General features: G+C 62.0%; 13 protein-coding genes. 9 read left to right on the top strand and 4 right to left on the bottom strand.

Features of this window, described 5'->3' with window-relative positions:
• Positions 1 to 23: 23 nt before the first annotated feature.
• Together ACOWVD_RS14675 and ACOWVD_RS14670 are read right to left on the bottom strand one after the other, a co-directional pair.
• On the bottom strand, positions 24 to 1,184 hold the full coding sequence (locus ACOWVD_RS14675; protein WP_021505070.1) for a glutathionylspermidine synthase family protein: 1,161 nt from the start codon (positions 1,182 to 1,184) through the stop codon (positions 24 to 26).
• A gap of 3 nt (positions 1,185 to 1,187) precedes the next feature.
• Entirely contained in the window at positions 1,188 to 1,850 is a 663-nt protein-coding gene (locus tag ACOWVD_RS14670) for a DUF1190 family protein (RefSeq protein WP_015379087.1), read from the bottom strand.
• A 353-nt stretch (positions 1,851 to 2,203) separates the two neighbouring features.
• On the opposite strand from ACOWVD_RS14670, the gene ACOWVD_RS14665 reads away from it, so the two are divergent.
• Genes ACOWVD_RS14665 through dhaM form a run of 4 tightly spaced genes read left to right on the top strand, consistent with a single transcriptional unit; the run spans position 2,204 to position 6,510 of the window.
• A complete protein-coding gene (locus tag ACOWVD_RS14665) occupies positions 2,204 to 3,304 on the top strand; it encodes a glycerol dehydrogenase (RefSeq protein ID WP_004937227.1) in 1,101 nt (366 codons plus the stop codon).
• Between the two features lie 51 nt (positions 3,305 to 3,355).
• Complete coding sequence (gene dhaK, locus ACOWVD_RS14660) at positions 3,356 to 4,426, top strand: dihydroxyacetone kinase subunit DhaK (RefSeq protein ID WP_015379086.1); 1,071 nt, start codon at positions 3,356 to 3,358, stop codon at positions 4,424 to 4,426.
• A 9-nt stretch (positions 4,427 to 4,435) separates the two neighbouring features.
• Positions 4,436 to 5,068, top strand: a complete 633-nt coding sequence (gene dhaL / locus ACOWVD_RS14655) for a dihydroxyacetone kinase subunit DhaL (RefSeq protein WP_015379085.1) — start codon at positions 4,436 to 4,438, stop codon at positions 5,066 to 5,068.
• An 11-nt stretch (positions 5,069 to 5,079) separates the two neighbouring features.
• Positions 5,080 to 6,510, top strand: coding sequence for a dihydroxyacetone kinase phosphoryl donor subunit DhaM (gene dhaM / locus ACOWVD_RS14650; protein ID WP_273890149.1), 1,431 nt, complete (start codon positions 5,080 to 5,082; stop codon positions 6,508 to 6,510).
• On the opposite strand, the gene dhaR is transcribed toward dhaM, so the two are convergent.
• Complete coding sequence (dhaR, locus tag ACOWVD_RS14645; protein ID WP_049241511.1) at positions 6,507 to 8,456, bottom strand: dihydroxyacetone kinase operon transcriptional regulator DhaR; 1,950 nt, start codon at positions 8,454 to 8,456, stop codon at positions 6,507 to 6,509. The genes dhaM and dhaR overlap by 4 nt on opposite strands.
• 150 nt (positions 8,457 to 8,606) lie before the next feature.
• Complete coding sequence (hasF, locus tag ACOWVD_RS14640; RefSeq protein ID WP_049241513.1) at positions 8,607 to 10,106, bottom strand: multidrug efflux transporter outer membrane subunit HasF; 1,500 nt, start codon at positions 10,104 to 10,106, stop codon at positions 8,607 to 8,609.
• A gap of 347 nt (positions 10,107 to 10,453) precedes the next feature.
• Here hasF and nudF point away from each other — a divergent pair, with 347 nt between their 5' ends.
• From nudF to parE, 5 genes are read left to right on the top strand one after another with little or no spacing between them, the layout of a single operon-like run.
• Positions 10,454 to 11,086, top strand: coding sequence for an ADP-ribose diphosphatase (nudF, locus tag ACOWVD_RS14635; RefSeq protein ID WP_004937242.1), 633 nt, complete (start codon positions 10,454 to 10,456; stop codon positions 11,084 to 11,086).
• Entirely contained in the window at positions 11,086 to 11,511 is a 426-nt protein-coding gene (locus ACOWVD_RS14630) for a DUF1249 family protein (RefSeq protein ID WP_004937244.1), read from the top strand. Before nudF ends, ACOWVD_RS14630 begins: the two co-directional genes overlap by 1 nt.
• Positions 11,512 to 11,538: 27 nt before the next feature.
• Positions 11,539 to 12,366: a 3',5'-cyclic-AMP phosphodiesterase gene (gene cpdA / locus ACOWVD_RS14625; protein ID WP_004937250.1), complete on the top strand. Its 828-nt coding sequence runs from the start codon at positions 11,539 to 11,541 to the stop codon at positions 12,364 to 12,366.
• Positions 12,366 to 12,950, top strand: coding sequence for an esterase YqiA (gene yqiA, locus ACOWVD_RS14620; protein WP_015379081.1), 585 nt, complete (start codon positions 12,366 to 12,368; stop codon positions 12,948 to 12,950). Before cpdA ends, yqiA begins: the two co-directional genes overlap by 1 nt.
• A 46-nt stretch (positions 12,951 to 12,996) precedes the next feature.
• Complete coding sequence (parE, locus tag ACOWVD_RS14615; RefSeq protein WP_004937254.1) at positions 12,997 to 14,892, top strand: DNA topoisomerase IV subunit B; 1,896 nt, start codon at positions 12,997 to 12,999, stop codon at positions 14,890 to 14,892.
• Positions 14,893 to 14,934: the final 42 nt, after the last annotated feature.

Raw genomic sequence — 14,934 nt, 5'->3', positions numbered from 1 at the left:
CGTTTTTACCTTCAGCGGGGCGATCAGCCGAGGATGGTGTGCGGATAGAAGCGCGACAGATCCTGCGTGATCAGTTCGCGATCTTCGCGCAGGCCGATGCCGCAAGGTTGATCGTTCACCAGCCAGCTGCCGATCAGCGTGTAGCTGTCTTCGAACTTCGGCAGCGGATGGAACTGCTGCACGATCATGCCTTCTTCGCCGTACGGCCCATCGACGCGCGCCACTTCCTGACCGTTTTCGACGATCTGGATATTGGCGCCTTCGCGCGAGAACAGCGGTTTGGTGACGTAATGATCCATCGGCGGATGATCGTCTTGCGCGAAATAAGCCGGCAGCAGGTTAGGGTGGTTCGGGAACATTTCCCACAGCAGCGGCAGCAGCGCCTTGTTGGAGATGATGCTTTTCCAGGCCGGCTCCAGCCAACGCACGCCGGCGTCTTCCAGCTTGGTGGAGAACATCTCGCGCAGCATGAATTCCCACGGATAGAGCTTGAACAGGTTACCGATCACCTGATCCTGCAGATCGGTGAATTGACCTTTCTCGCCAAGGCCAATCTCTTCCATGAACAGGAACTCGGTCGGCAGACCGGCTTCCTGCGCGCAGTCCTGCAGATATTGCACCGTGCCGCGATCTTCTTCGCTGTCCTGGCAGCACGCCAGGTGCAGCAGGCCGAAGCCGTGATGCGCTTTCAGCTCGGCGAAACGCTCGATCAGCTTCTCCTGCAGGCTGTTGTACTGATCCGATTGCGGATCCAGCTTGCCGGCATTGATCTGATCTTCCAGCCACAGCCACTGGAAGAAGGCCGCTTCATACAGCGAGGTCGGCGTATCGGCGTTGTTCTCCAGCAGCTTCGGCGGGTTGACGCCGTCGTAGGCCAGATCGAGACGCGAATACAGCGACGGCTGGTTGGTGCGCCAGGAGCTGCGCACGAACTCCCAGGTGTGTTTCGGGATGCAGAACTTGGCCATCAGCTCGTCGCTGCCGACCACTTTCTCCACCACCTGCAGGCACATCTGATGCAGCTCGGCGGTGGCGCTTTCGATCTCTTCAATCTGCGCCAGCGTGAACTGGTAATAGGCGTCTTCACACCAGTACGGCTCGCCGTACATGGTGTGGAAACGAAAACCGAACTCGGTCGCTTTTTCACGCCAGTCCGGGCGCTCGGTAATAGCAATACGTTTCATGCATCAACCGCCCATGCTGCGAGAGCCGGAGTTGGAGGTGGCGCTGCTGCGCTGCATGCTGGTCTGCTTGGCCACGGTCTCGCCGAAACCGCCGCGGGTAACGGTATTGGTGACCGCAGGCTTCGGCGCCATGGCGGTTTTCGGCACCGTCATGGTGCGGCCGCCGGCGGTGGCCGGGCCGTAGCTCTTGCCGCTGGCGTCGACAAACTTGCCGTTCGCCGGGCTGGCGGCATTCTTGGAGGTGAACAGCGGCTGCTGCGCGAAGCCGGAACCGCCCATCAGGCGGCCCATCATGTAACCCGCCATCAGCGGCATCCAGAAGCTGCCGCTGCTTTGTGATTCCGCCGCCATGCCGGCCTGTGCCGGAGCCTGGGTACACTGCGCTTCGCCGAACTCGGCGACGCAGTCTTCGCGAGTGGCGTATTTCGGCGCGGTTTTCGCCGCTTCTTTCAGGGCATTGTTGTAGGAGGTGGTGCACTGCTCGCTCATCGAAGGATTGGCGCGCGAACAGTCATCGGCATTCTGATACAGGGAGACCGTTTCATCGCTCTTCTCGCAGCCGGCCAGCATAAAGACGGCGCTGATCGCCAAAGCCACGGGCGCGACACGGTAGCTGCGCCAGGATTTGCGGAACGTCTCTTGGTTGATGTTTTTTGTCCGTTTCATCGTTATCAATCCCATCATGCGGGCTGTTTTCGCCCTTTCCCAGTAGTGGCGCTAAGGATAGGGGAAACATGGTCAAAATTAAAGCTGAAACGCCCGCAGAATCCACTCTTTACGCAGTTATACGTTGGGGTGTGCGCCAGTTCGCTTTCGCGGCGAAAAAACGCGCGTTAGCGTTTCATCATGAAACGTTGTCGCTATGATGATGTTCCATAATGGAACAAAAATCGCGTGGCTCGCCAGGCGGGCGGCAGGCGCTCATAGTCGAAGCACAACAACAAGCCGGCGGCGAAGCCGGCGCGTCATCACCTGATATCTGAACGTTACCATCGCCAACTCCCTACAAGGATCCGGTTATGTTGAGAATCATCCAGTCACCAGGCAAATACATTCAGGGCGCCAATGCGCTGTCCGCCGTCGGCGAATACGCCAAATCCCTCGCCGACCATTATTTCGTGATCGCCGACGACTTTGTGATGCAGCTGGCGGGCGACACCCTGATGGGCAGCCTGCAGCAGCACGGCGTGAAACATCATGCGGCCCGCTTCAACGGCGAGTGCTGCCGTAAAGAGATAGACCGCCTTGGCCGCGAGCTGCAGACCCACGGCTGCCGCGGGGTGATCGGCGTCGGCGGCGGCAAGACGCTCGACACCGCCAAGGCCGTCGCCCACTACCAACGGCTGCCGGTGGTGCTCATTCCCACCATCGCCTCCACCGATGCGCCGACCAGCGCGCTGTCGGTTATCTACACCGAACAGGGCGAATTCGCTGAATACCTGATCTACCCGCGCAACCCGGACATGGTAGTGATGGACAGCGCCATCATCGCCAAAGCGCCGGTGCGCCTGCTGGTAGCCGGCATGGGCGACGCGCTCTCCACCTATTTCGAAGCGCAGGCCTGCTTCGACGCGCAGGCCACCAGCATGGCCGGCGGCAAATCGACGCTGGCGGCGCTCAGTCTGGCGCGGCTGTGCTACGACACCCTGCTGGCCGAAGGGGTAAAAGCCAAACTGGCGGTCGAGGCCGGCGTGGTGACGGAAGCGGTGGAACGCATCATTGAGGCCAATACGTATCTGAGCGGCATCGGCTTCGAGAGCAGCGGGCTGGCGGCGGCGCATGCCATTCACAACGGTTTCACCGTGCTGGAGGAGTGTCACCACCTGTATCACGGCGAGAAAGTGGCGTTCGGCACCCTGGCGCAACTGGTGCTGCAGAACAGCCCGATGGCGCAGATTGAAACCGTGCTGGCGTTTTGTCATGACATCGGCTTGCCGATCACGCTGGCGCAGATGGGCGTCACCGGCGATGCGACGGCGAAGATGATGGCGGTGGCCGAGGCCAGCTGCGCCGCGGGTGAAACCATTCACAACATGCCGTTCAAGGTCACCCCTGCGGGCGTGCAGGCGGCGATCCTGACGGCGGATAGGCTGGGCGCCGCCTGGTTGCAGCGTCATTGATACCGTTGGGGCGCGGTGCGCCGCGCCCCTGTTCTTACAGAGGAAACCATCGTGAAAAAACTGATTAATCAGGTCGAGTCGGTGTTGGAAGAGCAGTTGCAGGGGCTGGCGGAGGCTCATCCCGAGCTGCTGGTGCACGCGGATCCGGTGTTCGTGACCCGCGCCGACGCGCCGGTGGCGGGCAAAGTGGCGATCCTGTCCGGCGGCGGCAGCGGCCATGAGCCGATGCACTGCGGCTTCGTCGGTGAAGGGATGCTCGACGGCGCCTGTCCGGGCGAGATTTTCACCTCGCCGACGCCGGATAAAATGTACGAGTGCGGTCAGGCGATCGACGGCGGCGCCGGGGTGCTGCTGCTGATCAAGAACTACACCGGCGACGTGCTCAACTTCGAAACCGCCACCGAGCTGCTGCACGACAGCGGCGTCGCGGTGGCGACGGTGCTGGTGGATGACGACGTGGCGGTCAAAGACAGCCTGTTTACCGCCGGGCGGCGCGGGGTGGCCAACACCGTGCTGATGGAGAAACTGTTGGGCGCCGCCGCGGCGCGCGGCGACGATCTGGACAGCGTGGTGACGCTGGGGCATCGCATCAACAACCACGGGCATTCAATCGGCATTGCGCTGGGCGCCTGTACCGTGCCGGCCGCCGGCAAGCCGTCGTTCACCCTGGCGGAGAACGAAATGGAGTTCGGCGTCGGCATTCACGGCGAGCCAGGCATTGCGCGCCGCCCGTTCACCACGCTCAACGCGGCGGTGGACGACATGTTCCATACGTTGATCGACCACGGCCACTATCAGCGCGCGATCCGCGTCTGGGATCGTCAGCAGGGCGAGTGGCGCGACGAGATGCAGACCAAGCAGCCGCTGACGCGCGGCGATCGGGTGATCGCGCTGGTCAACAATCTGGGCGCCACGCCATTGTCTGAGTTGTATGGCGTGTACCATCGGCTGGCGGAGCGCTGCGCCGAGGCGGGCATCATCATTGAACGCAACCTGGTGGGTTCTTATTGCACCTCGCTGGATATGCAGGGGGTATCCATCACGTTGTTGAACGTGGACGACGAGCTGTTGTCCTTGTGGGATGCGCCGGTGAAAACGCCTGCGCTGCGTTGGGGTTGCTGAGGAGGAATCATGGCGTTGACCAAACAACAGGTTGTCGATTGGCTGATGCGTTGCGGCGAGGTGTTCAGCCGGGAGCGCGATTTTCTGACCCAGTTGGACACCGAGATCGGTGATGCCGACCACGGTTTGAACATGAATCGCGGTTTCAACAAGGTGGTGGAAAAGCTGCCGTCGGTGGCGGACAAGGATATCGGCTTTATCCTGAAAAACACCGGTATGACGCTGCTGTCGAGCGTGGGGGGCGCCAGCGGTCCGCTGTTCGGCACCTTCTTCATCCGCGCGGCGCAGGCGGCGAACGCCAAGCAAAGCCTGGATCTGACGGAACTGCATCAGGTGATGCAAGAAGGGGTGGAAGGCGTGGTGATGCGCGGCAAAGCGGAGCCGGGCGACAAGACCATGTGCGACGTCTGGTGGCCGGTGGTGGAAAGCCTCGGCCAGTCCGCGCAGCAGAACCTGAGCGTGGCGGAGGCGCTGCAGCGCGCCGCCGACAGCGCCGAGCGGGCGGTGGAGAGCACCATCACCATGCAGGCGCGCAAGGGGCGGGCCAGTTACCTGGGCGAGCGCAGCATCGGCCACCAGGATCCCGGCGCCACTTCGGTGATGTTGATGATGAAAACGCTGGCCGAGGTTGCCGGCAGTTAGCAGGAGGCGAGATGATTAATATCGTGGTGGTTTCGCACAGCGCGTTGCTGGCGCGCGGCGTTGAGCAGTTGGCGCGGCAGATGATGCGCGGCGACGGCTGCAAACTGGCGCTGGCGGCGGGCGTGGATGACGAGCAGCACCCGATCGGCACCGACGCGGTCAAAGTGATGGAGGCGATCGAAGCGGTCGCCGACGGCGATGGCGTTCTGGTGCTGATGGATCTGGGCAGCGCGCTGCTCAGTGCCGAAACCGCGCTCGATCTGCTGGACCCGGATCTGGCCGCCAAAGTGCGGCTGTGTGCGGCGCCGCTGGTTGAAGGCACGCTGGCGGCGGTGGTTGCCGCCAACTCCGGCGCCTCACTGGAGCAGGTGGTAGCGGAGGCGCAGGGGGCGCTGCAGGCCAAACAGGCACAGCTGGGCGAGGCTTCACCTACGGCGAAAAACGTGGCCTTGCCGCTGGCGCAGGGCAAAAGCGCAACCTGGACGGTACAGAACCCGCACGGGTTGCATGCGCGTCCGGCGGCGCGGCTGGTCGAGACGCTGGCGCCGTTCAAGGCCGAGCTGGTGCTGGAGAAGCAGGGGCAGTGCGTCGATCCGCGCAGCCTCAATCAGCTGGCGCTGCTGCAGGTGCGTCACGGCGACACCATCCGTTTGATCGCCGACGGCGCGCAGGCGGACGAGGCGCTTGCGGCGTTCAAAGCGTTGGCGGAGCAGCATTTTGGCGAGACGGTCTCCGAGCGGCAGCAGCCTTCGCTGCACGGTATCCCGGTGGCGGAAAGCGTCACCAGCGGACCGGTGTTCCAGGCTTACAGCTTCTGGCCACCCACGTCCGATCGGCGCATCGGCGCGGACGAGGTATTGGGTGAACAGCAACGCCTGCGGGAGGCGCTACAGCATACGCTGAGCGATCTGAACCGGCTGGCGGAACGCACCGGCACGCTGATCGGCAAGCCGCAGGCGGCGATCTTCGGCGCCCACAGCATGCTGCTGGACGATCCGGATCTGCAGCAGGCGGCTTACACCCGCATCGCGCAACAGCTGTGCAGCGCCGAGCAGGCCTGGCGACAGGTGCTGGAGGCGATCGCCGAAGAGTACCGCGAGCTGGATGACGACTACATGCGGGCGCGCGAACTGGACGTGCGCGACATGCTGCGCCGCACGCTGTGCCATCTGCAGGGGCTGCCGCTGCCGGTTATTGCGCTGACAGAACCGTCAATATTGGTGATGGACGAACTGATGCCTTCGGAGGTGGTGATGCTCGACAGGCGGCTGGTGCTCGGCATCTGTCTGAGTGGCGGCAATGCCCTGTCGCACAGCGCCATTCTGGCGAAGGCGATGGGCATTCCGATGGTGGTCGGCATGCAGGATTGCCTGAGTAAAACCCGCAGCGGGCAGAAGGCGATGCTGGATGCCGCGCGCGGGGTGTTGCAGCTCAGCCACTAAGCGCGCAGCTTGAACTGGCGGATGTCGATCCCGTGCTGTTTGATCTTCCGCCACAGCGTGGTGCGGCCGATGCCCAGCAGCTGCGCCATCTCCGTCAGCTGGCCGCGGCTGACGGTCGCCGCGCGCAGGATCGCCTGGCGCTCCATGTCCGTCAGCGTCAACAGCGGCGCGCCGGGCTGCGGATCGCTTTCCAGCAGCGACGGCTGGCCGAGCAGGTGCGCCGGCAGATCCGCCAGCTGGATGTGGTGGCCGTGGCAAATCATCGCCGCGCGCTCCACCACTCCTTTCAGCTCCAAGTCGTTGCCCGGCCACAGGTAGAGCGCCAGCTGGGCCATCACTTCGTCATCCACCCGAAAGCGGCACTGAAAATGCTGCTCCAGCGTGCGCAGGTGGTGTTTGACCAGCAGCGGAATATCGCTCAGCCGCTGGCGCAGCGGCGGGATCTGGATCTCGAATGCCTGCAGGCTGTAAAACAGCTGGCGGCGGAAGCGGTTTTGCTGCACCAGCAGCGGCAGATCGGCGGCGCTGCCGGCGATCACCCGCACATCGACCGGGATCACCCGGCTGGAATTGAGGCGGATCACCACGCCGGTTTTCAGCACCTGCAGCAGCGCCGATTGCATCTCCGCCGGCAGGTATTCGATCTGTTCGAGGTACAGCGTGCCGCCGTTGGCCAATTCGAATTTGCTGAGCTGGCCCGCCTCTTCTTCGCTGGCGTCGCTGCCCAGCAGCTCACGCAGCCCCTGCGCCTGCGGCAGCAGTTGACAGTTGAGGGCGATATACGGCCCGGCGGCGCGTTCACCGGCGTTGTGGATGGCCTGGCTGAGTAGCTCTTTGCCGACGCCTTCCTCCCCGCGCAGCAGGATCGGATGCTGGCCTTTGGCCGCCTGCTGGCCATAACGGATCAGCCGCCGCATCTCCAACGAGGCGGAGGGCATTTGCTCGAAGCTGTGGCTGACGCGCCCCAACTGGCTGCTGACATACTGGCGCAGCCGCTCGAGCGGGTGCAGCAGGGCGATGAAACTGCAGCGTTCGCCGTCGAAAATCGGCTTTAGCGTCAGCAAGGCGGCAATAAACTGCCGCTGGCTTTCGAAGGTGACTTCGACGTGTTGCAGCGGCTGCCGGTCGGCGATGGCGCGCTTGAGCAGAGCGGGCAGCGTCAGCAACTGCGCCAGCGGTTTGCCCTGGCTCTGCTGCTCGTCCAGCTTTAGCAGGGCGGCGGCGCGCTGGTTGATGTATTGCAGGTAGCCGCGATGATCCCAGGCCATAACGCCGTCGTCCACGCCGTCCAGCAGGCCGTAAAGCTGGTTCAGATGGCGGTTGGATTCCGCCAGCAGGCCGTCGGCGTTCAGCGAATTGCCTATTTCGCGGGCGATGGCCAGCGTCAGCGACAGATCGCCGGCGGCGCAGTCGGCCAGCAGGCAGCCCAGTGCGATCGAGCCGCGCTGGCGGCCGCTGTTGTCGTAGACCGGCGTCGCGCAGAATGACCAACCGTGCAGCGCCCGGCGCACGTGCTCTTCACCGCTCACTCGTACCGGGTGGCCTTCCGCCGCCGCCAGCGCCGGGGCGTTGGTGCCGATCTGCCCCTCGGCCCAATAAGCGCCGGGGGCGAACCCCAATTGCTGCAGATGCTCCCAGGTTTGGGCGTCGCCGCAGCGCCACAGCATGCAGCCGCTCTCGTCGAGGATCATCAACAGACAGCGACGCGGCTCCATGTATTCGCAGGCGTCTTCCAGCGCCGCCTGGCCGAGCGTCAGCAGATCGTTCTTGCGGCGGCAAATCGATTCGAAGGTGGCGCCCTGCGCGCGGTGCGGCGCTTGCCAGACATCGGGCTGCATCAGGCTGCGGCAGCGCAGCCAGGAGGCGTAAACCGCCTGTGCCGGGCGCAGCGGCGGCGGCAATTCGCCGTCGTTAATCAGACGCTGCCAGCGTGAATCGTTGTCCATCGAACCTCATCCATACTGCGAAAACGAGAGTGACGATGATACCACCTGACGCGGCGGCGGCTGTGAGGCGGCGGGCAGAAGTGGTGAAATCGAGGCAAAAAAAACGGGGCGCGGCGCAGGCCGAACCCCGTGTTTATCCGCGTGCGCGCATCAGTTGCGGAATGGGTTGCCGCTGTTGCGAGCCGGTTGGCTGGTGGTAACGGCCGGCGCGGATGCGCGAGTGGCCGCCGGTACCGGCGCCGCGGTCTGTTGCATCGGCGCATTGTCCTGATAGCCGTCTGCATAGGCGTCCTGCGCGCGATTCTGCGGTGCGACGGCGTCAGGCGCGGTCGATACCGGTTTGCCCAACGCGCCGTTCAACAGCAGCAGATCGTTCTGGTTCAGCGTGCCGAGCGCCGACTTGATGTTCAGTTGGTTGATCAGATAGGTATAACGCGCGTCGGACAGCTGACGTTTGGCGTTATACAGCGTGGTGGTGGCGTCCAGCACGTCGACGATGGTGCGGGTACCGACCTGATAACCGGCTTCCATCGCGTCCAGGGAGCTTTGCGCGGAGATCACCGCCTGTTTGTAGGCGTTGATGCTGCTGATCGAGGCGTTAACGTTGTTGAACGACGAACGCACGGTCTGCACCACGCTGCGGTGGGAGCTTTCCAACTGCTCGCTGGCGCCGACGAAGCCGTACTGCGCTTGTTTCACCTGCGAATTGGTCGCGCCGCCGCTGTACAGCGGCAGGTTGAAGCTCAGACCCACTTTGTTTTCACCGAGGTCTGCGTCGCGCGTGGTGTTGCGTGAGCCGCCGTAATTATTGTTGGAGATCGCCGTTGAGGCGCTGAAGTCCACTGTCGGCATATAGCCGGTCTGCGCGGCGCGGATCTGTTCGCGCGCCAGATCCTGGCTCAGGCGGGCAGACAGCAGGCTCAGGTTGCGCGCTTCCGCTTCTTTCAGCAGGTTGTTCACCGCTTCCGGGCGCTGGGTGCTGAAGCGATCGGTGTTCAGCGAGGCCAGTTCGGGGTAGAAGGTGCCGGTGACCTGACGCAGCGTTTCCAGCGCGTTGTCCAGATCGTTGCGGGCGGAGACTTCCGCCGCCAGCACGGTGTCGTAGTTCGAGCGGGCGTTCTGTACGTCGGTGATCGCCACCAGGCCCACGTTGAAGCGCTGGGTGGTTTGATCCAGCGTGCGATACACCGCGTCTTTCTGCGCCTGGGTATAGGACAGCGTATCGATCGCTTTCAGCACGTTGAAGTAAGCGGTCGCCGTGTTGAGAATAAGCTGTTGCTCAGCGGTCTGGAAGGTGACGTCGGAGATGCCGGCGGTCTTTTCCTGCAGCGTCAGCTGGCGCCATTTCGACATGTCGAAGATGGTTTGCGTCAGCGCCAGCGAGCCGCTTGTGCTATCGCTATGGGTATCGCGGCTGTCTCGATATCCGCTGGTGTAGTTGTAACCGGCGGTCAGGCCGAGCTGCGGCAGCAACGGGCTGCGCGCTTCATTGATCTTTTCGAATGCGGCGTCGCGGTCAGCTGCACTTTTGCGCAGATCCGGGTTACTTTCCCTAGCCTGTTTGTAGACCTGCAGCAGGTTCTCTGCCTGGCTCATTGCACTGAAGCCGCCCAGGCTCAGTCCGATAAGAAGGGGGAGCAGTTTCTTCATTTGCATTCCTTGTTGTGCAGCAATATTGCTATGTTAGCGCTGACGATAGACGAAATAGTTGCCGATTCTAGCAGAGTCTGAGGTACGCATCAGGTGGCTGAATGTGCCATCTCACGTAACTTTTACCTTTCAGACCGCCCATTTACCTTGGCGTACTGCCCGGGCCGACTGCAGCTGATATTATGGCTGACAATCCGGATTGTTTCCCGCTATTACCTGCGAGCGCACAAACGTGCCGCATCCGGCGGCGAAAAACAGCCTAACATAAAGTCGCGGCGGAGAGTCCCGCTGTTTCTGTCATCAAAACCGTTTATTTTATCGGCATACTCAAGCAGGAGAATTCGTGCATGAACCGTTCGCAGCCGTCGCCCGTTACTTTCGATAAAAAAGATGTAGAAATTATTGCACGCGAGACGCTGTACCGTGGTTTTTTTTCACTCAATTTATACCGGTTTCGCCATCGGTTGTTCAATGGCGAAATGAGCCCTGAAATCACGCGTGAAATTTTCGAACGCGGCCATGCGGCGGTGCTGCTGCCCTACGATCCGGTGCGCGACGAGGTTGTGCTGATTGAACAACTGCGCATCGCCGCGGTCGATACCAGTAATTCGCCCTGGCTGCTGGAAATGGTGGCGGGTATGATCGAAACCGGTGAAAGCGTCGAGGACGTGTGCCGCCGCGAAGCGCAGGAAGAGGCCGGCGTGGTGGTCGGGCGTTGCAAACCGGTGCTGAGCTATCTGGCCAGCCCCGGCGGCACCAGCGAACGTTTGTCGATCATGGTCGGAGAAGTGGACGCCGGCACCGCCGAGGGCATCCACGGCCTGGCGGAAGAACATGAAGATATCCGCGTTCATGTGGTCAGCCGCGAACAGGCTTACCGCTGGGTTGAGGAAGGCGCGATCGATAACGCCGCATCAGTGATTGCATTGCAATGGCTGGCGTTGCACCATGAATCGTTGAGAAAAGAGTGGGCCAACTAATGAAACAGCGCTATACCCCTGATTTCCCCGAAATGATGAGATTGTGCGAAACCAACTTCGCGCAATTGCGCCGCTTGCTGCCGCGCAACGATGAAGCGGGCGAAACGGTGACTTATCAGGTGAACGGCGCCGGCTATCGTTTGACCATCGTTGAGTCCACGCGTTACACGTCGCTGGTGGAGATCGAGCAGATCTTTCCGGCGGTCAGCTACTGGAGCCTGCCCGCGATGACGGTGCGGTTATACCATGACGCCATGGTTGCGGAAGTGTGTTCCAGTCAGCAGATCTACCGCTTTAAAGCGCGTTATGATTATCCTAATAAAAAGTTGCATCAACGCGACGAAAAGCATCAAATTAACCAGTTTCTTGCTGATTGGCTGCGCTACTGTTTGGCGCATGGAGCGATGGCGGTTCCGGTTTGTTAGACAGACTGAAATAACAAAGGACACCATTTGGAAAGCCTGTTTAAACTGCCCGTGGCGAGTGGGGCCGCGGTCAGGATTCTACAAATAACAGATACCCACCTTTTTGCCGGCGAACACGAGACGTTGCTCGGCATCAATACCTATCGCAGCTATCACGCGGTGCTGGACGCCATCCAGGCGCAGCGCCGCGACGTCGATTTGATCGTCGCCACGGGAGATTTGGCGCAGGATCATTCGCAAGAGGCGTACCGCCACTTCGCCGCCGGCATCGCGCAACTGCCGGCCCCCTGCGTGTGGCTGCCGGGCAACCACGATTTTCAACCGGCGATGGTCGACGCATTGGCCGCCGCGGGCATCGCGCCTTCCAAACAGGTGCTGCTGGGCGATAACTGGCAAGTGCTGATGCTGGACAGCCAGGTGTTCGGCGTGCCGCACGGCGAATTGAGCGAATATCAGCTGGAGTGGATGGAGCGCTGCCTGCAGGCTCACCCCGAGCGCTATACGCTGTTGCTGTTGCACCATCATCCGCTGCCTTCCGGCTGTACCTGGCTCGATCAGCACAGCCTGCGCAACCCGCATATGCTGGGCGCGATCCTGCTGCGTTATCCGAAAGTGAATACCGTGGTGTGCGGGCACATTCACCAGGATCTGGATCTGGAATGGCAGGGGCGGCGCCTGTTGGCGACGCCGTCTACCTGCGTGCAATTCAAGCCGCACTGCACGAACTTCACCATCGACGACGTTTCCCCCGGCTGGCGCTACCTCGATCTGCTGCCGGACGGTCGCGTCGAGACGCAGGTGTTCCGCCTGGAAAACGACGACTTCCGCCCCGATATGGACTCGGATGGATACTGATGCCTTCGACACTGCTCTACCTGCACGGTTTCAACAGCTCGCCGCAGTCTGCCAAGGCGGTGGCCTTCAAGGCCTGGCTGGCCGAACACCATCCCGATATCGAGATGTTGGTGCCGCAGCTGCCGGCCTTTCCGGCGGAGGCCGCCGAGATGCTGGAAAATCTGGTGCTGGAACGCGCCGGGCAAACGCTCGGGCTGGTCGGCTCATCGCTGGGCGGCTATTACGCCACCTGGCTGTCGCAGTGTTTTTCCCTGCCGGCGGTGGTGGTCAACCCGGCGGTCAAGCCGTTTGAGCTGCTGGTCGACTACCTCGGCGCCAACGAGAACCCCTACACCGGCCAGCAATATGTGTTAGAGTCTCGGCACGTTTACGATCTGAAAGTGATGCAGATCGATCCTTTGGAGTCGCCGGATTTAATCTGGCTGCTGCAGCAAACGGGCGATGAAATTCTCGATTACGGCCAGGCAGTGGCGTATTACACCGCGTGTCGGCAAACGGTGGAGTCGGGTGGAAACCACGCCTTCGTCGGTTTCGAGCACTACTTCCCCCAGATTGTGGATTTTTTAGGGCTAAACGCGGTCTGACGGGCCGTTCCGGCACCTCCCTTTAACCACGAAAAAATAATCAACGATGACTCAATCCAGCTATAACGCTGATGCCATTGAAGTACTCAGCGGTCTAGAACCAGTGCGCCGTCGTCCCGGCATGTATACCGACACGACGCGCCCAAACCACCTCGGCCAAGAGGTGATCGATAACAGCGTCGACGAAGCGTTGGCCGGCCACGCCAAGCGCATCGACGTGATCCTGCACGCCGATCAGTCGCTGGAAGTGATCGACGACGGCCGCGGCATGCCGGTGGACATCCACCCGGAAGAGGGCGTGCCGGCGGTTGAGTTGATCCTGTGTCGGCTGCACGCCGGCGGTAAATTCTCGAATAAAAACTACCAGTTCTCCGGCGGCCTGCACGGCGTGGGCATCTCGGTGGTCAACGCCCTGTCGAAGCGGGTGGAAGTCAACGTGCGCCGCGACGGCAACGTTTACAGCATCGCCTTCGAAAACGGCGACAAAGTGCAAGATCTGACGGTGACCGGCACCTGCGGCAAACGCAACACCGGCACCAGCGTGCACTTCTGGCCCGACGAACAGTTCTTCGACAGCCCGCGTTTCTCGGTATCGCGCCTGACTCACCTGCTGAAAGCCAAAGCAGTGCTGTGCCCCGGCGTCGAGATCTATTTCATCGATAAGGTGAACAACACCGAGCAGCGCTGGTGTTACCAGGACGGCCTGACCGACTACCTGATGGAAGCGGTTAACGGCCTGATCACCCTGCCGGAAGCGCCGTTCGTCGGCAACTTCGCCGGTGACACCGAAGCGGTGGACTGGGCGCTGCTGTGGCTGCCGGAAGGCGGCGAGCTGCTGACCGAAAGCTACGTCAACCTGATCCCGACCATGCAGGGCGGCACCCACGTCAACGGCCTGCGTCAGGGGCTGCTGGACGCGATGCGTGAGTTCTGCGAATTCCGCAATATTCTGCCGCGCGGCGTGAAACTGTCGGCGGAGGATATCTGGGATCGCTGCGCCTACGTGCTGTCGGTGAAGATGCAGGATCCGCAGTTCGCCGGGCAGACCAAAGAGCGTCTCTCCTCGCGTCAGTGCGCGGCCTTCGTTTCCGGCGTGGTGAAAGACGCCTTCAGCCTGTGGCTGAACCAGAACGTTCAGGCGGCGGAACAGCTGGCCGAGCTGGCGATCTCCAGCGCCCAGCGCCGCCTGCGCGCCGCCAAGAAAGTGGTGCGCAAGAAGCTGACCAGCGGTCCGGCGCTGCCGGGCAAGCTGGCGGACTGCACCTCGCAGGATCTGGCCATGACCGAATTGTTCCTGGTGGAAGGGGATTCGGCGGGCGGATCGGCCAAGCAGGCACGCGATCGTGAATATCAGGCGATCATGCCGCTGAAGGGCAAGATCCTGAATACCTGGGAAGTGTCCTCGGACGAAGTGCTGGCCTCGCAGGAAGTGCACGACATTTCCGTGGCGATCGGCATCGATCCGGACAGCGAAGATCTCAGCCAATTGCGCTACGGCAAAATCTGCATCCTTGCGGATGCGGACTCCGATGGCCTGCATATCGCCACGCTGCTGTGCGCGCTGTTCGTGCGCCACTTCCGTTCGCTGGTGAAAGGTGGCCACGTCTATGTCGCTATGCCGCCGCTGTATCGCATCGATCTCGGTAAAGAAGTGTTCTACGCGCTGGATGAAGAAGAGAAAGCCGGCGTGCTGGAACAGCTGAAGCGCAAGAAGGGCAAGCCGAACGTGCAGCGCTTTAAAGGGCTGGGCGAGATGAACCCGCTGCAGCTGCGCGAAACCACCCTCGATCCGAACACCCGCCGTCTGGTGCAACTGACGGTGGCGGAGGATGACGTCGATCAGACGCTGGCGGTGATGGACATGCTGTTGGCCAAGAAGCGTTCGGAAGATCGCCGCAACTGGCTGCAAGACAAGGGCGACATGGCCGAATTGGCGGTCTGAGCCTGACCCTGGCCCGGCGAAACGCCGGGCCGGCTTTCCCGC

This window comes from Serratia sp. SA088 (assembly GCF_049065515.1).
In the GTDB taxonomy this organism is placed as follows: Bacteria; Pseudomonadota; Gammaproteobacteria; order Enterobacterales; family Enterobacteriaceae; genus Serratia; species Serratia nematodiphila.
The sequence above is the reverse complement of the archived record's forward strand: the minus strand, read 5'-3'. Positions and strand labels throughout refer to the sequence as shown.